Genomic DNA, 22,824 nt, shown 5'->3' on the forward strand with positions numbered 1-22,824 from the left:
ATCATATAACTACCTCCCCTGCCCGGAATACAGGTCCGTCACTGCATATTTTCCGGTATTTTTTACCCTCTTGGGAACTGGCATCTGACGCTTCGCACACACATGCAAGGCAAGCCCCGACGCCGCATCCCATTCTCTCCTCAAGCGAAATAAAACCATCTGAAGCTGCTGCTGCTTTAACTGCTCGAAGCATCGGTACAGGCCCGCATGTGAAGAATGAATCATAGGATTTGTCAGCCTGATTCATGGCATCAGTGACGAATCCGTGCACCCCTTTAGAGCCGTCTTCTGTCGTGACTACAATGTCACCAAGCTCTCTGAATTCTTTTTCAAGAAAGATATCTTCAGACTGGCGGAATCCGAGGATGGTTCGGACATTGACGCCTCTTTTTACAAGTTTTTTGGCAAGGTAATAGAGAGGAGGGATGCCAACTCCTCCGCCCACCAAAAGAGCCGTGCTGCCTTTTTGCAAGCTGTCCAAAGGAAACCCTTGTCCTAAAGGGCCTAAGACGTCTAATGTGTCATCTGTCTTTTTTGCCGCTAAAAGACGGGTTCCTCTTCCTTCTGCACGGTAAATGATGGTTAACTCTTGTTTATCCTGGCTGACATCACAGATGCTGATCGGCCTTCTGAGCAGAGGATCAATCCCGTCACTAACTTTCACGTGTACAAACTGACCGGGTTCTGTCATTGTCTGAACTGAATCACCCTTCAACGTCATTCGGTATATACGTGGGGCAATTTCCTCCTGTCCTGTTATACGGAGCTGTTCGACTATCATACAAGCACTTCCTTCACTCGTTTTCCCGACTGTCCCATAGCTTCAGCTGAAAAGGTGAATAATTCCAGTACTTTTACAAGTGCTTCAGCAGTGTCCATCGATGTGAGACAAACGGTTCCGTGCTCGACTGCTTCCCGGCGTATACGGAAACCGTCCCGTGCAGGCTGTTTCCCTTTTGTAAGAGTATTGACTATAAATTGGGCTTTGCCCTGTTTAATAACATCCAGCATATCCGGGGAGTCTCCTCCTATTTTGGAAATGACGGTCACCGGAATGTTCTCTTCACGAATTCTTGCTGCCGTGCCTTCAGTAGCGAGAAGATGAAAACCGATACGGTGGAAACGGCGGGCTAACTCCATTGCTTCTTCTTTATCTTTATCTGCCAAAGTAAACAATACTGACCCATGAGATGGAATTTTCATTCCTGAAGCAACTAAACCTTTATAAAGGGCTTTTTCCAAGGTGATATCTCTTCCCATCACTTCACCTGTTGACTTCATTTCAGGTCCTAAAGTTATATCCACGCTCCGCAGCTTTGCAAACGAGAAGACTGGAACTTTAACAGAAACCAGTTCTGGTTCAGGAAGACATCCTGTTGTAAACCCTTGTTCTTTAAGAGACTTCCCAATGATTGCTTTAGTAGCCAGATTTGCCATATTGACTTCGGTAATTTTACTTAAGAATGGAACCGTTCTGCTTGAACGCGGATTAACTTCAAGGACATATACTTCACTATTATGAATAACAAACTGGATATTCATTAATCCTTTAATGTTAAATCCTTTAGCAAGCCTGATTGTGTAATCAATGATCCGTTCTTTTAAGCCAGCTTCTACATTTTGTGTTGGATAGACGGCAATAGAGTCACCTGAATGGACCCCGGCCCGTTCAATGTGTTCCATAATTCCCGGAATGACGACGGTTTCGCCATCGGATATAGCATCTACTTCAATTTCTTTTCCCGTTAAATATCTGTCGATTAAAACAGGGTGCTTTTCATTTACTTTTACCGCCCGGGCCATATAACGAAGAAGATCGCTCTCGTTATAAACAATTTCCATTGCCCGTCCGCCAAGAACATAAGAAGGACGTACAAGTACCGGGAAACCTATTTTTAAAGCAATGTTTACTGCTTCATCTACAGAGGTCGCTGTTTTACCGAGCGGCTGAGGAATATCAAGCTCCATCAGCTTCTGCTCAAATTTATCCCGGTCTTCTGCAGCATCCATATTTTCCAGACTCGTCCCCAGCAAATTCACTCCACGTTCCGCGAGATCTTCTGCAAGGTTTAAAGCCGTCTGCCCACCAAATTGAACAATAACCCCTATCGGTTGCTCATGTTCAATGACATTCATAACATCTTCGATTGTTAAAGGCTCAAAGTAAAGTTTATCGGATATTTCAAAATCCGTGGAAACTGTCTCCGGATTATTGTTTATAATGATCGCTTCATAGCCGGCTTCCTGTATTGCTTTTACCGTGTGTACTGTTGCATAATCAAATTCAATTCCCTGCCCGATCCTGATCGGCCCTGAACCCAAAACAAGAATCGAAGGCTTGGAAGTAATAAGTGATTCCTGTTCCTGTTCAAAAGTGCCATAATAATACGGTGTTTCTGAAGCAAATTCGGCAGCGCAAGTATCAACCATTTTATAAACCGGTTTTATCCCGTAGGTATGAAGCCTTTCTTCTGTTTCCTTGAGGCTGAGAGATGAAAGCCCCGCTAAGGTCTCGTTTGAAAAACCTGATCGCTTTGCTTTATAGGCAAGTTCTTCTGTTAAGCCTGACTGGCTAATTTCTTTCTCAAAATGAATAATTCTTTCTATGTGATAAAGGAAATAGCGGTCAATTTGAGTTAACTGATGAATCTCTTCCAACGTAAACCCATCTCTGAATGCTTCAGATACATAGAGGATTCTCTCATCATCAGCTTTTTGGAGGCGTACTTCCAGCTCTTCTTTCGGAAATCCGCTTCCTTTCGGATGCTGTAAATGGGTTAAATCTGTCTCGGTAGATCTGACTGCTTTTAGCAGGGACTCAGGGAACGTCCGGCCAACTGCCATAACCTCACCTGTCGCTTTCATTTGTGTCCCTAATGTTCTGTTCGCTGAATCAAATTTATCAAACGGCCAACGGGGTATTTTAGTAACAATATAGTCGAGCGCTGGTTCAAAACTTGCATAAGTAGTTTTAGTAATAGGATTTATACACTCATCCAAATGATAGCCAGCCGCGATTTTAGCTGATAGCTTGGCAATAGGATAACCGGTAGCTTTGGAAGCTAAAGCAGACGACCGGCTCACCCTCGGGTTCACTTCAATAATATAATAGTCTTCACTGTATGGATCAAGAGCGCACTGGACGTTACAGCCCCCTTCAATTCCCAAAGCGCGGATAATCTTTAAAGAAGAGTTTCTTAAAAGCTGATATTCACGGTCAGAAAGAGTCTGGCTTGGTGCTACGACTATCGAGTCCCCTGTATGAATTCCCACTGGATCGACATTCTCCATATTACAGACAACGATCGCCTGATCATTTCCATCACGCATGACTTCATATTCCACTTCTTTAAAACCGGCGATGCTTTTTTCTATTAAACACTGATGAACTGGACTGGCAGAAAGTCCGTTTGGAACAATTTCCTGTAAATCTTTTTCATTATAAACGAGGCCTCCGCCTGTCCCGCCAAGGGTGTAGGCAGGCCTTACTATCACGGGGTAGCCGATTCGCTTTACAAATGCTTCTGCTTCTTCAAGAGAATGTATAATATCGCTTTCCGGAACCGGTTCATTTAACCGGTTCATTAACGCACGGAATTCTTCCCGGTCTTCTGCCTCACGAATGGCTTTTAAGCTCGTACCGAGCACCTGGACCCCGTATTCATCCAATATGCCGTCTTCAGCAAGTTCTACAGCAAGGTTCAGACCTGTCTGGCCGCCTAATGTTGCCAGGAGCCCGTCCGGCCGTTCCTGGCGGATAATCCTGGAGACGAAATCTTTTGTTAGAGGTTCGATATAAACTCTGTCGGCCGTTGTTTCATCCGTCATAATGGTGGCTGGGTTTGAATTAATCAGAATAACTTCATACCCTTCTTCTTTTAAAGCATGGCACGCCTGTGTGCCAGCATAATCGAATTCTGCCGCCTGGCCAATTACGATCGGTCCGGATCCAATAACTAGAATCTTTTGAATGTCAGTTCGTTTAGGCATATGTTTTCCTCCCTGATGCTTTCTGGCTGTTTTTTACGTAAGTTTTGAATTCATTAAATAATCCTTTGGCATCTTCAGGTCCTGGCGACGCTTCCGGATGGTACTGGACGCTGAAAGCCGGATAATGCTGATGTTTAACCCCTTCAATGGATTTGTCATTCACATTGATATGAGTGATATCAAGTGGTGTTCCATCGATTGAATCAGGGTCTACTGTATAGCCATGATTCTGGGAGGTAATTGAAATCTGGCCTGTACGCAAATCTTTTACCGGATGGTTGCTTCCTCTATGGCCAAAGGGCATTTTAACAGTAAGTGCTCCGCTTGCAAGTGCCAGCAGCTGGTGGCCAAGGCAAATGCCAAACAGAGGGGCACGTCCCAGAAGATTTTTGACCGTTTCCACTGCCTCAGGAACGTCTGCCGGATTTCCGGGTCCGTTGCTAAGAACGATCCCGTCCGGCTGAAGGGCTAAAATGTCGTCTGCATCCCAGGAATACGGCACAACCACCACTTCATAGCCTTCGGAGACCAGGTCTTTTACGATTCCTTTCTTGACTCCATAATCGACCAGGACAATACGCTCGTTAACGCCCGGGTTTATATACTGGTTTTTCGTTGAAACCCTGGATACCTGGTCAACTGGCAGAGGTGTCTCTTTTAGCTCTTCTGCAACTTCCTGGATATTAGCATCCATTGAACAGAGCCGGCCTTTTAAGGTTCCGTGTTCCCTGATCATCCTTGTAAGTTTTCTTGTATCTATCCCCTCTAAACCGGGAATATCTTCTTTCTTCAGCCATTCGTGCATAGAAAACTGCGACCTGAAATGGCTCGGATACTCTGCCGCTTCCCTCACAATTAAACCGTGTATAGCTGGTTCAATACTTTCAAAATCGTCTCTGTTAATACCGTAATTTCCAATTAAAGGGTATGTGAGAGTGACAATCTGGCCGCAATAGGACGGATCCGATAATATTTCCTGGTAACCTGTCATCCCGGTGTTAAAAACGACTTCCCCCGCTCTCTCGGTATCACTTCCGATCGCCTCACCGATAAACGTCTGTCCATTTTCTAAAATTAGCTGCCGTTTCATAGTGCTGCCTCCTCTTTCTCATCCAACCATACCGGTTGTCCTTGATAGACTGTCATTACTGGCCACCCTTGAAGAATTTCTCCTCCAAATGGAGTGTTTTTGCCCTTTGATAAAAATGTTGAAGGATCAACGGACATGGTTTTATTCACATTAATCACCGTAAAATCTGCATGTCCGCCTTCTGCTAATTCTCCATAAGGCAAACTGAATGCTGATGCCGGCTTGATTGTTAACCAGTCAATTAACTGTTTCTCAGAGATACTATTTTCTTTTACAAGTTTTGTGTAAAGGAGCGGGAATGCGATTTCCAGCCCTGTAATACCAAACGGTGCTTCAACCATTGGCAGTTTCTTTTCCTCAGCCGTGTGGGGCGCGTGGTCAGTCGCTATAAAATCAAGCGTTCCGTCTATAAGCCCTTCAACCAGAGCCTGCCTGTCAGCCTCACTTCTTAAAGGAGGATTCATTTTGTAATTGGCGTCATCTGCCGGTATATCTTCTTCAGACAGGATTAAATGATGGGGAGTGACTTCAGCCGTGACTTTTATTCCTGCTCGTTTAGCATCTCTGATTACTCTTACAGATTCTTTAGTACTCACATGGCAGACATGGTAGTGGCATCCAGCTGCTTCAGCCAGTAAGATATCCCGGGCGATATGGACGGACTCACTGACAGACAGAATACCAGGAATCGATTGTTTTTCTGAAAAACTTCCTGCATGGACGGCACCTCCATATAATAGCGAGTTATCCTCGCAATGGGCGACTACCGGTTTGCCTGCTTCTGCTGCCTGGAGCATTGCTTCATACATTTTACCCGCTTCCTGGATGCCGACTCCATCGTCTGTGAAGGCAAAGGCTCCTCTTGCGGCGAGTGTATGGAAATCAGTCAGGTTTTTCCCAGCCTGGCGCTCTGTAATTGCTGCGTAAGGCAGCACCCGTACATGTCCTTTTTCCTTCATTAACGAATTTATGTTTGTAAAGTGTTCTTCCGTATCTGGCACCGGTCGGGTATTAGGCATAGCAGCAATTGTAGTAAATCCTCCCCTGGCAGCAGCTTTTGTTCCCGATTCTATTGTTTCCTTCTTTTCTCCGCCTGGCTCGCGAAGATGGACGTGCAAATCAACCATACCCGGGATTAACAGCTGCTCTTTTATGTTAATCACTTTATCGGCTTCTGACTCATCTAAAGGTGTCCTGCTTATTTTTTCCACCGTGCCTTTATCTTCGTCCACTAACAAGTCGCATACCTCTTTTTCATTTTCCTCTGTATACATCAAAGCGTTTTTATATAACGTGGTCATAAACTTTTTCCTCCTTTAGATTTAAAACATGGGCCAGAACAGCTTTCCTTACGTGTACACCATTTGCCATTTGCTTGAAAATCCGGGACCGGCTGCACTCCACCAGGCTGTCTGCCAGCTCAACCCCCCTGTTTACAGGAGCAGGGTGCATAATAATGCTATGAGGCTTCATTTTAAGTTCCCTGTCTTCAGTAAGGCCGAACCGGCGGTGATATTCTTCTCTTGTATAGCCGTTTCTATTATCATGGCGTTCAGTCTGTATCCTTAAAAGCATCAGTACATCAGCCTGTTCCACCGCTTGATCCATTGTTAAATACTGATGGGCATTAATCGACTCATCCATCCATTCTGACGGCCCGGAATAAGACACTTGAGCCCCGAGTTTTTCGAGGATTTTAGCGTTAGTGTGAGCGACTCTGCTGTGTCTGATATCACCGCATATGACGACGTGAAGAGATTCAAACCTGTTAAATTCCTGCTTGATTGTTAAAAGATCCAATAATGACTGGGTCGGATGGTCTCCCGCTCCGTCTCCAGCGTTAATAACGGGGATATTCAGCCCTTTGAGCTGCTCATAATATTTTGTTTCAGGATGTCTGATAACCAGTCCTTTGCACCCGATCGCTTCAAGCGTTTTAGCGGTATCATATAAACTTTCTCCCTTTTTTACGCTCGAATGGGACACTTCAAAAGAAAGGGTCTCAATACCAAGCTGCTTTTCAGCCATTTCAAAGCTGCACTTCGTCCTTGTGCTCGGTTCAAAAAACAGGTTGGCAACTACGGCGTTATGGTAGAAAACCGGTGCTGCATCGCCGGCGAACTTATCTGCCTCAGCCAGCAAAGACTGTAACTCGGGTAACGTCAGATCATCTAATGTTCTTAAATTTCTCATGAGCTTTTCTCCCCTTTACGATTATGTATTTTATAAAAAAATGGCACCAAATTAGCATCTTAATTTAAATTCCATCAATAACGACTGCAGGAACGCAAGACTGCGGAACAAGTGAAAGCATGCAGTGCTGATTTCCTCAGAATCTATACTTTCTTACCTTTCAAAAAAGCACCCTTGTGTCTACAAGGGTGCTCGTATGGGAAGAAGCAGAATACACTTCTCCCATGGCCGGCCACCCTTAAGAGCCTCACAGGGCTCTTTTAAAGGATGTTATTAAGCTGCATTATCTTTTTTTTCACTCATATCTTTAAACATTTCTTCGCTTGTTTTCACCTGGTCACGGCCTGGCAAAATCAAGTTAAGGGCGATTCCGATAATAGTGGCCAAAGCCATTCCTGCGATTTCAACAACATCTGTTACTTGTATGAATGCTCCGCCAATCCCGACGACAAGAATAACAGAAGAGATAATCAAATTTCGTTTTTTCCCAATGTCTACCTGGTTATCGATCAGCATTCTTAAACCGTTTGAAGCGATAATCCCGAAAAGAAGGATTGAAACACCGCCCATTACTGCAGTAGGAATCGTTGTTATGACAGCTGACACTTTCCCGATAAATCCGAACATGACAGCGAGTACAGCCGCTCCTCCTATAACAAAGACGCTGAACACGCGCGTCAAGGCCACTACTCCAATATTTTCCCCATAAGTCGTGTTAGGCGGGCCGCCTATAAAGGAACTGATGAGCGTGGCAACTCCATCTCCCAATACAGAGCGGTGGAGTCCCGGCTTTTCAATGAAATTTCTTTCGGCTACTTTACTTAAAACCATCTGGTCTCCGATATGTTCTGATAAGGTTACGAGAGCAATTGGAACCATGATAAAGAAAATCTCCCAGGAAAAAGAAGGACTGTAAGTGACAAACGGCACAATAAAGTCCGGTGCCTGTATCCAGCTTGCTTCTCTCACTGCCGTGAAATCAACGAGCCCCTGGAAAACCGCAAATGTATATCCTCCTGCAATTCCTATAAGAATAGGGATAAGTCCGAAAAATCCTCTAAAGAAAATCGACGCGATAATTGTCAGCACAAGTGTAAACATAGCCACTGACAGATGAACACCGCTGTAAGCTTCAGTAGCCGGGTCATTCATGGCCATATCAATGGCTACTCCAGCAAGCCCGAGCCCAATAACCATAATTACCGGACCGACTACGATTGGAGGAAGGAGCTTCATAAGCCACTGAACGCCGGTGGCACGTATGATTAAAGCCACCACTCCGTACACCAGGCCTGCAAAAAAGCTTCCGATCATCGCCCCTTCAGGACCGCCAATGGTTATTGCAGCTATAATCGGCATAATAAACGCGAAGGATGAACCTAGATAAGCAGGAATTTTTCCTTTTGTTACCACAATATATGCCAAAGTCCCTAACCCGCTGGAGACGAGCGCCACCGCCGGACTGAGACCTGTCAATAGCGGTACGAGAATTGTCGCTCCAAACATGGCAAAGAGATGCTGCACACTTAAAATCAGCCATTTATCAAGTCTTGGTACCTCATTAATTCCAACTGTCTGCTGTTTCATAATAATATTCCTCCTCAATACTAACTTTTGCACTCTTCCAGTGCCTGGATACAAAAAACCTCTTTGACGGCCAAAGAGGTAATTCGTCTCTCACAAGCGCTTATATACGTCACCTGTTTGAGAAGGAATATACCCCTTGTCAGCCTCTCTGGACTGTTTTAAAGGGAGGTTTTTTGTTTAAGAATAACTTCTTCTGCTTCGTCGACTTCCTGAAGCCGCGCTTCGATCACTTCGGATTTGGATGTTGGGACATTTTTTCCAATAAAGTCAGGGCGAATAGGCAATTCCCGGTGACCTCTGTCAATCAATACCGCGAGCTGAATCTGTGAAGGGCGGCCAAGATCAATGACCGCATCAAGTGCTGCTCTCACCGTTCTGCCAGTAAAAAGGACATCATCTACAAGAATAACTTTTTTATCTGTTACGTCAACACTAATGTCAGTGCCTTTAATTTCGGGCTGTTCATCTGTTCTTTTGTGAGTCAGATCGTCCCTGTACAAGGTAATGTCCACTTCGCCGGTGGCTATCTTTTCACCTTCAATCGCTGCAATCTTTTCTGCAAGTCGCTGGGCGATAAACACACCTCTTGTTTTTATTCCTACGAGAATACAGTCGGAGATTCCTTTGTTTCTTTCAATGATTTCATGGGCTATACGGGTTAATGCCCGTCTTATCGCCTGCTCATCAAGGATTATTTTTGACAAACGTTCCACCTCTTTTCTTTCAGTAAGAAAATATTCTATACTTGAACATGAACTTTAAATAATAAAAAACCTTCTCACCGGTCAGCGAGAAGGTTGCAGTCTGTATACATGTCTCCATCTGGAAATTTATGCAAAAATCCAGTAAAGGAGTATGTCCGACCCTTCTCAGCCTCACGGGACTGTTTTAAAAGGAACTGTATTTTATTCTTTACACATTATTTCACGTAAGAAATTAGTTGTCAATGGTTATTTATTTTTTGCTTCTGCAAGACATGCTTTCATATCTTCAGGAAGAGGTGCTCTGAAGACCATTTCTTCTCCTGTTCGAGGGTGGACAAACCCCAGAAGCTCAGCATGCAGAGCCTGCCCTTCAATAGGAAACTCATGTTTTTTTCTAGGGCCGTATTTTGGATCCCCAACAATGGGAAACCCGATATATTTCATATGGGCACGGATCTGATGAGTCCTGCCCGTTTCAAGCTCGCAGGCTACATGGGTATACCGCTCAAATCTTTCCATCACATGAAAATGGGTTACTGCTTCCCTTGAATAGTGTTCAGTTACGGTCATTTTCTGACGGTCGTCAGGATCCCTTCCGATAGGCGCGTCAATTGTTCCTTTATCATGCGGGATAACTCCGGAAACAAGTGCTTCATACCGCCTCTTTGTAGATTTATTTTTCAACTGTTCAACGAGGGATTCGTGAGCCAGATCATTTTTTGCCACCATTATGAGACCTGACGTATCTTTATCAATCCTGTGCACTATACCTGGCCGTATAACGCCATTTATGCCGGATAAATCCTCGCAATGGTACATAAGGCCATTAACAAGCGTACCCGAAGGGTGTCCAGGTGCTGGATGGACAACCATTCCCCTCGGTTTGTTGACCACAAGCACGTCTTTATCTTCATAAATAATATCCAGGTGAAGGTTTTCTGCTTTCACTTCAAGCTCCTGAACTTCCGGTTCTTCTATAACCACTTCATCATTCAGGCGTATTTTATAATTGCTTTTCGTTTCTTCTCCGTTGACTTTAACGTGTCCTTCTTCAATCCATTGCTGAACCAGGCTTCTGGACCAGTCAGCTGACTGCTGAGAAAGCCATTTATCCAGACGGACACCTTTTTCTTCTGCTATTAAAATATGTGTTTTCATGTTATGACTTCCCTTGCTTTTTTTCTTCTTTAAACACGTGGATCATCAGCATTATAACACCAGCGACTAATGCGGAATCTGCAATATTAAAAATTGGGTAATTATAATTGAAAATATAGACATCAATAAAATCTACAACCGCTCCCCATAACATCCGGTCGATAAAGTTACCGATCGCTCCCCCTAAAACAAGGCCCAGAGAGACACCGAACCAAGGATGGCCTTTTGTTGCTTTTTGAATGTAATAAACAACCACTCCTACGACCACCACGGTAGCTATAAAAAACAGCCACATTTGCCCTTGTAAAATACCGAAAGCAGCTCCTGCGTTACGGTGAGAAGTCAAATGCAGCACATTCTCAATAATTGGTATACTTTCTCTGATTTCCATATTTTGAACGACCAGCTGTTTAGTCACCTGATCCAGAATAATGACAACTACTGCTATAATATAATACGGCAACGTATGCTTCCTCCATTCCGTCTGAATATGTACCCTTTTGCATTTTAGCACAGCCGTCCCCATCAGACAATTGAAAAAGGAATCAACATACTTTTTTGATTGAAAAAACGGGGGCTCAATGTGTCCCCCATTTACTGGTTAGTTTATTCCTGCTCCTCAGTGTACCTTTTATATTGCTTATTTCTGTGAAAAGCCACTTTATCACTGCCTTCGTAACCATTCAGACCAGTTGACAGAAAGCTTTCAAGTTCTTCTGTATATCCTGTTGTATCATCATCCGGAGATGTATCTTCATCCATATAATTATTATAGTCGCCTTCAGGCAGTTCAAATAATACTTCCTCTTCCACCGGCCGGTCTGTGGCCCTCTCTTCTTTCTCCCTGGCCTCCACTGTCGTGGTGGCAGTAGGCTGGACCCTTAAGCGTTCTAGGGGGATGTTTTCCCCTGTTTTTTCACATATTCCATATGTGCCGTTTTCAATTCTTTTTAAAGCCTCATCGATTTCCTGTAAATGCTTTTCCCACTGCTGCCGGATAGCCATATCCCTTCCCCTGAAATATAATTCCGTCCCTTCGTCCGCAGGATGATTGTCATAATGAGACAGCTCCCCCGGATCATTCATCTTATCTTCTGTATAAGTCGCTTCCTGTTCTATTCTTTTTATAATAGCTTTTCTATCATCAGTTAATTGCTGTTTGAATTCTTCATACATTTTTTATTCAGATCCTTTCGTAAAAAAGTTATTTCTTATGGTTTGTTTCATTGCCCTTTTACATACGTCCCGATCTTAAGTTAACATCTTACTTTTAACTGTTCTTCTCCAATTTCCGATACAAAAAAAACCTGCTGTGCTGATTCAGCACAACAGGTTTTTACAAATCACATTAAGATCTTTTTATATTATTCGTAATGGTTCACTACGGTATCGGTGCAATCAGGACATAATCCCGGATGAGACGGATTAGTGCCTAAGTTTGCAGAGACGACCCAGCACCGTTCACACGTTTCTCCTTCGGCACGATCCACAGAAACTGTCAGTTCTTCATATGCTCTTGCTGATTCAGAAGCATCTGTTTTGCTTGCTACTGAAGCTCCTGAAGTAATGAACAGTTTATGCAGGTCATCGATAGACTCAAGCAGTTCTCTGTCTTTCTCCCCTGCATATACAGTCACGTGAGAATGAAGGCTCTTCTTTAACCCTTTTTCGTTTCGGGCTTCTTCCAGAGCTTTAAGGACATCGTCGCGTAATACCATGAAACGGTCCCACTTGGAACAGAGATCGTCTACATTTTTATAGGACTGGACTTCAGGCATGTCTGTCAGCTGGACGCTTTCTTCCTGTACTGCAGGTACATGTTTCCATACTTCATCGGCTGTATGGGAAAGAATAGGCGAAACAAGCTTAACAAGAGCCGTCAGCGTCTCATACATGACCGTCTGTATCCGTCTGCGGCCAATGTGGTCCGCATGTTTGATATATAACGTATCTTTAGCTATATCCATATAGAAAGAGCTTAGCTCTACAGTACAGAAATTATGGACTTTATTGTATACAGCCGCAAATTGATACTCTTCATAGCCTTTTTTGACTTCTTTAACGAGATCATTTAATTTAACGAGCATATACTGGTCTACTTCTGAAAGATTTTCATAAGCGACAGAGTGTTTTGCAGGGTCAAAATCATGCAAATTCCCAAGAAGGAAACGGAAAGTGTTGCGGATCTTTCTGTAAACCTCAGCAACTTGTTTCAGGATATTATCTGAAACCCGGACATCTGCCTGATAATCAACTGAAGCAACCCATAAACGAAGGATGTCAGCTCCAAGCTGTTTCATAACTTTATTCGGAATAATAACATTCCCGAGTGATTTACTCATTTTCTTACCTTCTCCATCAAGGGTAAATCCATGGCTGATAACAGCCTTGTAAGGTGATTTTCCGGTGACAGCCACAGCTGTGGATAAAGAAGAATTAAACCAGCCGCGGTACTGGTCAGACCCTTCAAGATATACGTCAGCTGGCCGGTCAAGTTCCTCTCTTTCCTCCAGCACTGCCTGATGGGAAGACCCTGAGTCAAACCACACATCCATAATATCCATTTCTTTTGTAAATGTTCCGCCAGGACTGTGTTCTGATGTGAAGCCTTCCGGAAGCAGATCTTTTGTTTCCCACTCAAACCAGATGTTAGACCCGTGTTCACGGAATAATTGGGAAACATGGTCTATCGTTTCATCAGTAATAATCGGCTGGCCATTCTCTCCATAGAAAATCGGAATTGGCACGCCCCAGGCTCGCTGGCGGGAAATACACCAGTCACCGCGGTCACGGACCATATTATAAAGCCTTGTTTCTCCCCACTTCGGCAGCCATGTCACCCCTTCAATTTCACGGAGGAGGTCTTCACGGAAATCTTTGATCGAAGCAAACCATTGAGAAGTAGCACGGAAAATGACAGGTTTTTTAGTCCGCCAGTCATGAGGATAAGAGTGTGTCATAAAGCTCAGTTTTAACAATGCACCTTTTTCCTCTAATGTTTCCGTGATCGGTTTATTTGCCGCATCATAAAATAATCCTTCAAACATTGGAGCTTCTTCAGTAAATACCCCTTTATCATTGACAGGGCACAATACGTCAAGCCCATACTGCTGACCTACAATATAGTCGTCTTCACCGTGGCCGGGAGCAGTATGTACACACCCCGTACCGGCATCAAGAGTAACATGGTCTCCAAGAACCACTAAAGACTCCCTGTCATAAAAAGGATGCTTTGCTTTCGTGTTTTCCAGCTCTGCACCTTTGTATACCGCTGTGAATTCATAGCTTTCCCATTCAAATTCAGAAGCAAGCTGCTCGGCTAATTCTTTAGCCACCACATATTTAGTGTTATCAGCTTTAACGACGGCATATTCCAATTCCGGATGAAGAGCAATTCCAAGATTGGCAGGAATTGTCCATGGAGTCGTGGTCCAGATAATATATTTTTCGTCTCCGTCAAGCACACCGTTTCCTTCTGTTACATCAAAAGCCACGTATATAGACGGCGAACGCTTGTCATGGTATTCAATTTCTGCTTCTGCTAAAGCAGACTCTGAGGACGGAGACCAGTAAACCGGTTTTTTCCCTTTATAGATATAACCTTTTTTAGCCATTTCACCAAACACTTTGATTTGCTGTGCTTCATACCCATGAGTTAAGGTCACATATGGGTTCTCCCAGTCTCCGCGCACACCGAGGCGCTTGAACTGTTCCCGCTGCCGGTCAATCTGTTCCAGAGCATATTCCTCGCATTTTTGGCGGAACTCTGCGACTGTTAATTTCTTCCTGTCAACTTTCCCTTTCTTAGTAAGAGCCGTTTCAATTGGCAGACCATGAGTGTCCCACCCCGGGACATATGGAGCGTTAAATCCGGACATGGATTTATAACGGACAATAAAGTCTTTTAATATTTTATTTAAGGCGTGTCCCATATGTATGTCACCGTTAGCATACGGGGGCCCGTCATGAAGAACGAATAGCGGGCGGTCCTTTGTCCGTTCCTGTACTTTTTCATACAGGTTTTGTTCATCCCAATCGGCTTGCATATCAGGTTCACGGTTCGGCAGGTTTCCTCTCATAGGAAACGCTGTTTTTGGCATTAATAACGTATCTTTATAATCCATTTTATATCCTCCCAGCAATTAAACTTTTTAACTGTCTTTTTCACCGTACTGTTAAGAGCGTAAGTGTGTTCCACCCTCATAAAAAAACAAAAATACTCCCCGTCCACTCAGGGACGAGAAGTATAAACCCGCGGTACCACCCTTATAAGCCTGCAGTTATTTTCATAATCAGCGGCTCACTCAGCATGATCTATCGGTCATGACCCGGCATAGCTTAATAGAAAAAGAGCATTTTTCGTTCAGTATGCAGCTCCAGGGAGATGTTCAAAACAATCAGGCACCGGACTTCCACCCTCACCGGCTCGCTTTGGCCCTAACTTGCTTTTACTGGCCCCTTCAACGCTTTTTACTTCATATTGTCGACCATTAAAGCAGACTTTAAACAGACTTGCTGAAAATCTTCTTAAAGTATAAGATAAGTCCTCTAAAACCGTCAAGGCTTCATTTAAATGTTTTCGTATGTCTCTTCTTCTTCTTCCTCTTCAATGGCAGGCTGGGAAATCATGTCCCAGTCATCGTTGTTCAGCATTTCAAGCTGGGCTTCAAGCAGCATTTTAAACCTCGTGCGGTATACAGAAGCCTGCTTTTTCAATTCTTCAATTTCAAGAGAGATTTTACGGGATTTAGATAACGCTTCGTTAATAATTCTGTCTGCATTTTTCTCTGATTCTTTAATAATCAGTTTCGCTTCCTTATCTGCACTCCGTTTGACATCTTCAGCTGTCTCCTGAGCTACCAGAATGGATTTATTTAATGTCGTCTCAATGGTGGAAAAGTGATCAAGCCTTTCCTCAAGCTCCTGAACCCTGTCATAAAGCTCATTTTTTTCTCTCATCACCAACTCATAATCTTTAATGACCTGATCTAAAAATTCATTTACTTCGTCTTCGTCATAGCCTCGAAAACCTCTTGTAAATTCCTTGTTATGGATATCTAATGGAGTTAATGGCATACAGAAGAACACCTCCGGATATTTGTTGGTATGTAATTCCATTCGACACAGAAAGGAAATATCCTTTCTATGGTATTTTACTTACGAGGGGAAGCCTACTATAAGCCGGTGTTTCCCTTTCTTAGTCTGTCCGTCCAGCTCCAGTATTTCACATCTTCCTGCACCTCTGACGGACAGTACATCTCCTTTTGCCAGCGGATAAGAAGGATCATCAACTACTTTCCAGTCAACTTTCACTTTTTCACCGGTAACCAGGGGTTTAACTTTAGATCTTGATAAATTAAATGCCTCTGCTATTACAGTATCCAGCCTCATAGAAGATACAGTAATAAACTTTTCTTCTAATGTTATATCCTGCACCAGTAAATCTTCTTCTTCAAGGGGCTTTAATTTGATTTTAACCTTACCGGCAGATTGAAAATTAACTTTAATATAATCGGCTACTTCTTCAGCTGCTATTAATTGAAACCGGCTGTTATCAGTAATAATATCCCCGAATTTTTCCCTCTTCAGGCCTAAGCCCATAAGCGCTCCCAATACTTGGGGGTGCTCAAGGGTAACAAATTTCCCGGGATACTCTATTTCAAATAAGGAAATCTGGAAATCCTCTTTTTCCGGGACCAGGTAATCCGGATAAAATAGCGCCCGTTTTCTTTCAGCGGAACCATGCCCGCCCTGGAAGTCAACTTTAACCTCTTCACTGTTCCCGACAATCTGTTTAATAATCTGCTGTTGGCGAGGGTCAAGAAAGTCCGTTAATTTAGCGCGGTATTCCACTTCGACGGTTTGTTTCCAGTCAATTACCTGGTCAACAAAAGAATGCTCGTCTTTACGAAAGTGTTCGTACAGGGACATATTCAACACAACCCTTTATAAAATCAGAGAAAATAAATACCTTACTCCGTCCATAGCAAACCGGAGCGCGAAAAGAGCAACAATTGGTGATATGTCGATCATGCCTAAAGGCGGTATAATCTGTCTGAAAGGTGCAAAAAACGGTTCCACAATTTTTCCTATAGTCTGACCGAAATTTGACTCTCTCGCATTTGGAAGCCAGGACATAAAAATATAAATGATACATATAAACCAATAGATCTGCATAGCTTGCAATATAATTCCAGCTACAAATTCCACTAACTTTCACCTTCCTCAATATCTATGATTGCTCAAACATTTCCGAGATGGAGCCGGTCACGTTGACGTTATCCGGCGTGCAGAGAAAAATGTTTGAGCCAAGTTTCTGGATGTCCCCTCCAATAGCGTAAACTGTACCGCTGAGAAAATCCACTATTCTTTTTGCCTGGTCTCTGGAAATCCTTTGCAGATTAATAACGACAGCTTTCCTGTTCTTCAGATGGTCGGCAATTTCCTGAACTTCATCATAACTGTGCGGTTCAAGCAGCAGCACTTTTGCCTGGTTCTGAATACTGCTTAAGCTGACAATATTTTTTTTATCGGATTTTTTTCCACGTTCAACAGGATGATGAGTTTCTTCAATATCATCTTCAATTTCTATTTCATCTTCATCATATTCATCGTCTAACGCGAAAAACCGCTTAAATTTTCGTTTAATTGTCATTGTTTCACCCCGCTTTATTTTTCTTTTCCAACAAGTGAAGAGCCAATCCGGACAAAAGTGGCCCCTTCTTCCACAGCTATTTCAAAATCATTGGACATCCCCATTGACAACTCATGGCACGGAGCGTGGGAGAGCTTTTTCTCTTCAATGCTTTCTTTCAGTTCACGCAGTTGCCTGAATGCAGACCGGAGTTCCGTGTGATCGTCTGTATATGGTGCCATGGTCATTAATCCCTCCACTTCGATGGAAGGATAATTTTTTAATTCTTCAATAAACGAGAGAACATCCTCAGGCGGGAGACCCGACTTGGACTCTTCCCCTGTTACATTAACTTGCACAAAACATTTCTTGCGTTCACCCTGATTGGTACGCTTGTCTATTTCTTTCGCTAATGAAAGACGGTCAAGCGAATGGATATAGTCAAAGGCATGAATCATTTTTTTCACTTTTTTCGTCTGTAGGTTTCCAATAAAATGCCAAGTGACTCCACTTCCTATTTCTTCCCACTTACTTAAAGCTTCGTCAAGCCTGTTTTCTCCAATGTGTTCGATACCTGCTTCAACAGCCTCTTTTGCTGTCTCGACCGATACATATTTTGTTACAGCAATGATATGTACATTATCTGAATCTCTATTTGAACGTTCACAAGCTTTTGTGACAGAAGCTTGTACATTTTTAAAATTATCTTTAACTGACAACCGACAAACTCCTCTCATTAAAATTAGTCAGAGCAGGATAGGGAAAACAGAGAAAAATAAGGGTTCGAAGGGAGTTTTCCATCTCTCTTATAAAAAACCCTTATTTCCCTCTCTGCAATGCATTTGAAAATAAACTCTCTTAAAGTATAAAGAATCTTTACTAATCAAGCAATGGTTTCCATTAATGATATATCGAATATGTCAGGTAAATTGATAATTTTATCGAATTTTATGGCTGTCTCAGTTAATCCTCAACATAATCTGCGGGGGCGCCCCCTTTCTCCAGCCTGACAAGAATGACATCAGAACCTATTTTAACAATGTTTTTCCATGGAACCACCGTTTCTTCATCCTTTTGAAATAAATTTTTCATTCTTCCGCCGCCAATAACGATAGAATTTACTCTTCCCCTTTCGAGATCAATATCGATATCAGTGAGGTGGCCTAATAACTTTCCATCTGAAAGGTTGACAATATCTTTTGACTGAAGCTCTGACATGTTAAGCATTGTTATACCGCCCCTTTTCTGTCTCTTCCTAATAAAATATTATGCTTTCCTGCTTCGGGATATATCAAAAAAAAATGAGGCTGGCATAAACCCACGTAAAAAGAATCGCCCTCACTTTGAGTGAGAGCGATTCCTGATAAAAAGGTTCCTTAATTGATGGGTAAGGAACCTTTTCATATTATACGGAACTGCTTTATCCTTAAATTATTCTCTGGCGTGCTTATTCATCTGATTTATAGCTGCTTTCTCAAGACGGGAAACCTGCGCCTGGGAAATACCGATTTCATCAGCTACTTCCATTTGAGTTTTCCCTTGGTAGAATCTCATATCCAAAATTGTTTTCTCACGTTCATTTAAACGGATCATTGCTTCTTTTATAGCAATGTCTTCAATCCAGTTAACATCTTTTTGTTTATCATCGCTGATTTGATCCATCACGTAAATTGGATCACCCCCATCATTGTAAATGGGTTCAAATAAGGACACAGGATCTTGTATAGCATCGAGTGCAAAAACCACTTCTTCTTTTGGTACACCCAATACTTTAGCTATTTCCTGAACGGTGGGTTCCCTTTCCCTTTTCTTTTCACTCATCATATTATCTCTGACCTGAAGTGCTTTGTAAGCAATATCCCTAAGCGACCTGGAAACTCTTATTGGATTATTATCCCTGAGGTATCGGCGGATTTCCCCGATAATCATTGGGACAGCGTAAGTTGAAAATTTAACATTCTGCTCCAGATCAAAATTGTCGATAGACTTCATTAAGCCTATACAGCCTACTTGAAACAGGTCGTCCACAAATTCCCCCCGATTATTAAACCTTTGAATCACACTCAGTACGAGCCGCAAGTTCCCATTGACCAGTTTCTCCCTTGCTTCAGAATCTCCTTCTTGCATTTGCTTAAACAGAATACGCATTTCCTTGTTTTTTAAGACCGGTAATTTAGACGTATCTACACCACAAATTTCTACTTTATTTCGAGACAATGGTTTCCCTCCCATCAGGAGATAAGTTACAAAATCAGTATCTCCGCGGGAGGGAAATTTATGCAGGTAATCATTTCTGAAAAAAATGTATAAACGGCTCAAACCTTTGCAGGAGTAAAGAGAATGGCTACACCATTTTATTAAATTCTTTTTGAAGGCGCTTTATAATCCTTTTTTCAAGCCTGGAGATATATGACTGGGAAATCCCAAGCATATCCGCTACATCTTTTTGAGTTCTCTCCTCTTCGCCTGCAAGTCCGAAGCGCAGTTCCATAATTTGTTTTTCCCTGTCATTCAGGCTCCGTAAAGCTTTTAATAGCAGCTTTCTGTCCACCTTTTCTTCAATTCCTTTTGTAATGATGTCTTCCTCAGTTCCTAGTACATCTGACAGCAGCAGCTCATTGCCATCCCAGTCAATATTCAGCGGCTCATCAAATGACACTTCCGACCTTAATTTATTATTTCTTCTCAAATACATAAGAATTTCATTTTCAATGCACCTTGATGCGTATGTGGCCAGCTTAATTTTCTTCTCCGGATTAAATGTGTTGACTGCTTTAATCAGCCCGATGGTTCCTATACTAATCAGATCTTCTATGTTGATTCCTGTATTTTCAAACTTGCGGGCAATATAAACGACGAGCCTTAAATTTCTTTCGATTAAAATTGATCGGACAGATTCATCCCCGTCAGGCAGCTTTTTCAGTAGATAAGCTTCTTCTTCTTTAGATAAAGGCGGAGGGAGCGCTTCACTTCCTCCTATGTAAAATACCTCATTGGATTTTAACTTTAATTTATTCAGGAGCCGGTACCACCAGAGCTTTAAACGAATTGTATACTTTTTCAACAGTATCTCCTCCTCTTAGTTGTTATGCCTGTTTTCTTTTTTGCATCATTCCGGGGTGAAGCAGGCAGTCGTACTCCCCTTTCTCCCCTAGTGAAAAATGACTTAAACCGAGCAGCGTTCCCGGGCATTCATAAGATAAACCATTCTCAAAAACTACTACTTTTTCCGGTTTGATTGTCCATAAAAATTTCTGTTCTGTCCCAACCGTCCTGTACGGAACTATGGATACTTTTCCAATATAGCTGGAGGGAATATCACCCATACTTTCCGGTGAGCTTTTTGATAATGTAAGGATTTCCGGCGGAAATTGCTTTTCTGCCTTATTCATATCAATGACCATGACCGTTTTTTTCGTAATGGGATCAGTCAGCTGGTTTCCGCTGTCTACAAAACCTTTTAAATTAATCTCACGGCCGCCTAATAAGATTTCTACGTCCATCGTTTCGTCGAATCGGATTTTAGAAGCTTCAACAGCCGCAAACCGTTCTTTAGAATAGAAAAATATTAACGGAAATCCAACAATGACAAACAGCCAGCTTATAGGACTGCCGAAGCTGTTCCCTCTTGTAGCAAAAGTACCTTGAATAAAAGAAGAATCGACTTGCAGAAAAAAATGAAGTCCGATCAACCCTCCGCCAGCTGCAAAATTTACAAAGTAAAACATAAGCAAGGCTTGGACAAAAGAACGTAATTGATGAGATGGGAAGGTAATAAGAATAATAATTACTGAGTACAGAGCCTTCATAAAAGGGTTCATCATAAAGTGAAGATCCGGTATAAACATCACCCATACATACATAGACGCAAATAAGGCTCCGGCAAAAAGTCTTTTTTTAAGAACTTTTCTTTTTAGTACAATCGAAGTCAGCAAAAGTAAAAGTAAATCTATAAAAAAATTAAGCAGCCAAATTACATCTAAATAAAGAGTCATTTATGCCACCGTCCAACTTCGAATTTAAGGATAAGTATATCTTACGGCTCCCACTAAGTCTGTCATTTTTTGCCACGGAAAAAAACTTATTTTAATAGATTTTCAGGGATTGTGTCAGCACAATAAACTGCATAATTAAAGGGATAGTGGTTTCCGGATTCAGGTCACAGCAATGCCTGTAATTTCTTTGTTCAGGCATGAGCGGGCACCGTTTTTTGGAAAAATGGCACAAAAAAAGAGCCGGGATCTATTAAATCCTGGCTCTTTTTTAATTAACTGTTCAGTTTTAAATTTACCGTTTGCGGCGATTTCTAAGAAAAGTAGGGATATCAAGAGTATCCATTTCATCATCTGCAGGCTGATTCTTCGGAGCAGGCTTAGGAGTCTCCTGTGAAGAGGCTGCTTCCTCTCTCGAATGAGACTGCTGAGTCTGACTCTGCTGTGGCTGCTGACGCTGCTGAGTCTGCTGGCTGATTGATGATCTCTGAGGAGATGTTTTTTCAGCTTTCTGCTCATCAAACCCTGTAGCAATGACTGTAACTACGATTTCATCTTTTAAGTTTTCATTAATTACAGACCCAAAAATCATATTGACTTCGCTGTCAGAGGCTGTAGAAACAATTTCTGCAGCTTCGTGAACCTCAAACAAGCTTAAGTTTGTACCACCGGTAATGTTCATTAAAATACCTTGCGCACCATCTACACTCGTTTCAAGTAAAGGTGAGGAGATAGCCTTTTTAGCGGCTTCAGCTGCTCTGCTTTCACCAGTAGCTACACCTATACCCATCAGGGCAGATCCTTTTTCACTCATAATTGCTTTAACATCAGCAAAATCCAGGTTAATTAAACCAGGAGTAGCAATTAAATCAGAAATGCCCTGGACACCTTGACGCAGAACATTATCTGCTTCCCTGAATGCTTCAAGCATAGGTGTGTTTTTGTCTACAATTTCCAATAGGCGGTCATTAGGAATAACAATTAACGTATCAACTTTATCTTTTAAAGCTTGAATTCCATTAGAGGCCTGAACCATCCGCTTTCTTCCTTCAAATGTAAACGGGCGGGTGACAACTCCAACAGTTAATGCTCCAGCTTCTTTTGCGATTTCCGCAATGACCGGAGCAGCACCTGTTCCTGTTCCCCCTCCCATACCAGCAGTAATGAATACCATATCGGCACCTGTTAAATGCTCCTCAAGCTGTTCCCGGCTTTCTTCCGCAGCTTTTTTTCCAATTTCCGGGTTGGCTCCTGCTCCAAGTCCTCTGGTTAATTTACCGCCTAATTGCAGTTTTTCTTCTGCTTTTGATAAATGAAGAGCTTGAGCATCAGTGTTTACTGCGATAAAATCAACACCTTGAAGACCATTTTCAATCATTCTGTTTACAGCGTTGCTTCCGCCTCCGCCGACACCTATAACTTTTATTGTTGCTAATTGTTCCATATCCATTTCAAATTCCAACATTTTCGATCCCC

21 protein-coding genes and 1 other annotated feature are annotated in these 22,824 nt (G+C 42.5%); all 21 genes read right to left on the reverse strand.

The genetic code is table 11. The annotated features are described in order from the left end of the window. Position 1: 1 nt before the first annotated feature. Positions 2–781, reverse strand: coding sequence for a dihydroorotate dehydrogenase electron transfer subunit (locus tag K8O68_RS20005; protein ID WP_230898514.1), 780 nt, complete (start codon positions 779–781; stop codon positions 2–4). After that, positions 778–3,990, reverse strand: coding sequence for a carbamoyl-phosphate synthase large subunit (gene carB / locus K8O68_RS20010; protein WP_230898515.1), 3,213 nt, complete (start codon positions 3,988–3,990; stop codon positions 778–780). The genes K8O68_RS20005 and carB overlap by 4 nt, the downstream gene beginning before the upstream one ends. Next, a complete protein-coding gene (locus K8O68_RS20015; RefSeq protein ID WP_230898516.1) occupies positions 3,983–5,080 on the reverse strand; it encodes a carbamoyl phosphate synthase small subunit in 1,098 nt (365 codons plus the stop codon). Before K8O68_RS20015 ends, carB begins: the two co-directional genes overlap by 8 nt. Further along, on the reverse strand, positions 5,077–6,381 hold the full coding sequence (locus K8O68_RS20020; protein ID WP_230898517.1) for a dihydroorotase: 1,305 nt from the start codon (positions 6,379–6,381) through the stop codon (positions 5,077–5,079). The genes K8O68_RS20015 and K8O68_RS20020 overlap by 4 nt, the downstream gene beginning before the upstream one ends. Continuing rightward, positions 6,365–7,273 (reverse strand): aspartate carbamoyltransferase catalytic subunit, encoded by a 909-nt coding sequence (locus K8O68_RS20025; RefSeq protein WP_230898518.1) that lies wholly within the window; start codon positions 7,271–7,273, stop codon positions 6,365–6,367. Before K8O68_RS20025 ends, K8O68_RS20020 begins: the two co-directional genes overlap by 17 nt. A 273-nt stretch (positions 7,274–7,546) precedes the next feature. Next, positions 7,547–8,860, reverse strand: a complete 1,314-nt coding sequence (locus K8O68_RS20030; RefSeq protein ID WP_230898519.1) for a solute carrier family 23 protein — start codon at positions 8,858–8,860, stop codon at positions 7,547–7,549. Between the two features lie 158 nt (positions 8,861–9,018). Beyond that, positions 9,019–9,564 carry a bifunctional pyr operon transcriptional regulator/uracil phosphoribosyltransferase PyrR gene (pyrR, locus tag K8O68_RS20035; RefSeq protein ID WP_230898520.1) on the reverse strand — a complete coding sequence of 182 codons (546 nt, stop codon included), beginning with the start codon at positions 9,562–9,564 and terminating at the stop codon, positions 9,019–9,021. Between the two features lie 246 nt (positions 9,565–9,810). Further along, entirely contained in the window at positions 9,811–10,722 is a 912-nt protein-coding gene (locus tag K8O68_RS20040; protein ID WP_230898521.1) for an RluA family pseudouridine synthase, read from the reverse strand. A 1-nt stretch (position 10,723) separates the two neighbouring features. Beyond that, positions 10,724–11,185 carry a signal peptidase II gene (gene lspA / locus K8O68_RS20045; RefSeq protein ID WP_230898522.1) on the reverse strand — a complete coding sequence of 154 codons (462 nt, stop codon included), beginning with the start codon at positions 11,183–11,185 and terminating at the stop codon, positions 10,724–10,726. Between the two features lie 143 nt (positions 11,186–11,328). Beyond that, a complete protein-coding gene (locus K8O68_RS20050) occupies positions 11,329–11,898 on the reverse strand; it encodes a TraR/DksA C4-type zinc finger protein (RefSeq protein WP_230898523.1) in 570 nt (189 codons plus the stop codon). A 188-nt stretch (positions 11,899–12,086) separates the two neighbouring features. Beyond that, complete coding sequence (gene ileS / locus K8O68_RS20055; RefSeq protein ID WP_230898524.1) at positions 12,087–14,846, reverse strand: isoleucine--tRNA ligase; 2,760 nt, start codon at positions 14,844–14,846, stop codon at positions 12,087–12,089. Between the two features lie 106 nt (positions 14,847–14,952). Beyond that, positions 14,953–15,195, reverse strand: a binding site (T-box leader). A gap of 96 nt (positions 15,196–15,291) precedes the next feature. Next, a complete protein-coding gene (locus tag K8O68_RS20060; protein ID WP_230898525.1) occupies positions 15,292–15,798 on the reverse strand; it encodes a DivIVA domain-containing protein in 507 nt (168 codons plus the stop codon). An 81-nt stretch (positions 15,799–15,879) separates the two neighbouring features. Further along, complete coding sequence (locus tag K8O68_RS20065; protein ID WP_230898526.1) at positions 15,880–16,653, reverse strand: YlmH family RNA-binding protein; 774 nt, start codon at positions 16,651–16,653, stop codon at positions 15,880–15,882. A 15-nt stretch (positions 16,654–16,668) separates the two neighbouring features. Beyond that, positions 16,669–16,932: a YggT family protein gene (locus tag K8O68_RS20070; protein ID WP_370640553.1), complete on the reverse strand. Its 264-nt coding sequence runs from the start codon at positions 16,930–16,932 to the stop codon at positions 16,669–16,671. Between the two features lie 22 nt (positions 16,933–16,954). Next, positions 16,955–17,377: a cell division protein SepF gene (locus tag K8O68_RS20075; RefSeq protein ID WP_230898527.1), complete on the reverse strand. Its 423-nt coding sequence runs from the start codon at positions 17,375–17,377 to the stop codon at positions 16,955–16,957. 14 nt (positions 17,378–17,391) lie between these two features. Further along, a complete protein-coding gene (locus tag K8O68_RS20080; RefSeq protein ID WP_230898528.1) occupies positions 17,392–18,075 on the reverse strand; it encodes a YggS family pyridoxal phosphate-dependent enzyme in 684 nt (227 codons plus the stop codon). 244 nt (positions 18,076–18,319) lie between these two features. Continuing rightward, a complete protein-coding gene (locus K8O68_RS20085; RefSeq protein WP_230898529.1) occupies positions 18,320–18,583 on the reverse strand; it encodes a YlmC/YmxH family sporulation protein in 264 nt (87 codons plus the stop codon). Positions 18,584–18,787: 204 nt separating this feature from the next. Further along, a complete protein-coding gene (gene sigG / locus K8O68_RS20090; RefSeq protein ID WP_093047673.1) occupies positions 18,788–19,573 on the reverse strand; it encodes an RNA polymerase sporulation sigma factor SigG in 786 nt (261 codons plus the stop codon). Between the two features lie 127 nt (positions 19,574–19,700). Next, positions 19,701–20,420 (reverse strand): RNA polymerase sporulation sigma factor SigE, encoded by a 720-nt coding sequence (gene sigE / locus K8O68_RS20095; protein ID WP_230898531.1) that lies wholly within the window; start codon positions 20,418–20,420, stop codon positions 19,701–19,703. Positions 20,421–20,442: 22 nt separating this feature from the next. Beyond that, a complete protein-coding gene (gene spoIIGA / locus K8O68_RS20100; RefSeq protein ID WP_230898532.1) occupies positions 20,443–21,351 on the reverse strand; it encodes a sigma-E processing peptidase SpoIIGA in 909 nt (302 codons plus the stop codon). A 292-nt stretch (positions 21,352–21,643) separates the two neighbouring features. Continuing rightward, positions 21,644–22,813: a cell division protein FtsZ gene (ftsZ, locus tag K8O68_RS20105; protein WP_230898533.1), complete on the reverse strand. Its 1,170-nt coding sequence runs from the start codon at positions 22,811–22,813 to the stop codon at positions 21,644–21,646. Positions 22,814–22,824 lie beyond the last annotated feature (11 nt).

It is taken from the genome of Salipaludibacillus sp. CUR1 (assembly GCF_021028955.1).
GTDB lineage: Bacteria > Bacillota > Bacilli > Bacillales > Salisediminibacteriaceae > Salipaludibacillus.

Coding starts and splice junctions, on each gene's coding strand:
- carB (WP_230898515.1), bottom strand. CDS start 3,990: ATGCCTAAACGAACTGACATTCAAAAGATTCTAGTTATTGGATCCGGA.
- K8O68_RS20050 (WP_230898523.1), bottom strand. CDS start 11,898: ATGTATGAAGAATTCAAACAGCAATTAACTGATGATAGAAAAGCTATT.
- spoIIGA (WP_230898532.1), bottom strand. CDS start 21,351: ATGACTCTTTATTTAGATGTAATTTGGCTGCTTAATTTTTTTATAGAT.
- K8O68_RS20015 (WP_230898516.1), bottom strand. CDS start 5,080: ATGAAACGGCAGCTAATTTTAGAAAATGGACAGACGTTTATCGGTGAG.
- K8O68_RS20075 (WP_230898527.1), bottom strand. CDS start 17,377: ATGACAATTAAACGAAAATTTAAGCGGTTTTTCGCGTTAGACGATGAA.
- K8O68_RS20005 (WP_230898514.1), bottom strand. CDS start 781: ATGATAGTCGAACAGCTCCGTATAACAGGACAGGAGGAAATTGCCCCA.
- ftsZ (WP_230898533.1), bottom strand. CDS start 22,813: ATGTTGGAATTTGAAATGGATATGGAACAATTAGCAACAATAAAAGTT.
- K8O68_RS20040 (WP_230898521.1), bottom strand. CDS start 10,722: ATGAAAACACATATTTTAATAGCAGAAGAAAAAGGTGTCCGTCTGGAT.
- ileS (WP_230898524.1), bottom strand. CDS start 14,846: ATGGATTATAAAGATACGTTATTAATGCCAAAAACAGCGTTTCCTATG.
- K8O68_RS20065 (WP_230898526.1), bottom strand. CDS start 16,653: ATGTCCCTGTACGAACACTTTCGTAAAGACGAGCATTCTTTTGTTGAC.
- K8O68_RS20085 (WP_230898529.1), bottom strand. CDS start 18,583: ATGCTTAACATGTCAGAGCTTCAGTCAAAAGATATTGTCAACCTTTCA.
- K8O68_RS20025 (WP_230898518.1), bottom strand. CDS start 7,273: ATGAGAAATTTAAGAACATTAGATGATCTGACGTTACCCGAGTTACAG.
- K8O68_RS20020 (WP_230898517.1), bottom strand. CDS start 6,381: ATGACCACGTTATATAAAAACGCTTTGATGTATACAGAGGAAAATGAA.
- K8O68_RS20030 (WP_230898519.1), bottom strand. CDS start 8,860: ATGAAACAGCAGACAGTTGGAATTAATGAGGTACCAAGACTTGATAAA.
- K8O68_RS20060 (WP_230898525.1), bottom strand. CDS start 15,798: ATGCCATTAACTCCATTAGATATCCATAACAAGGAATTTACAAGAGGT.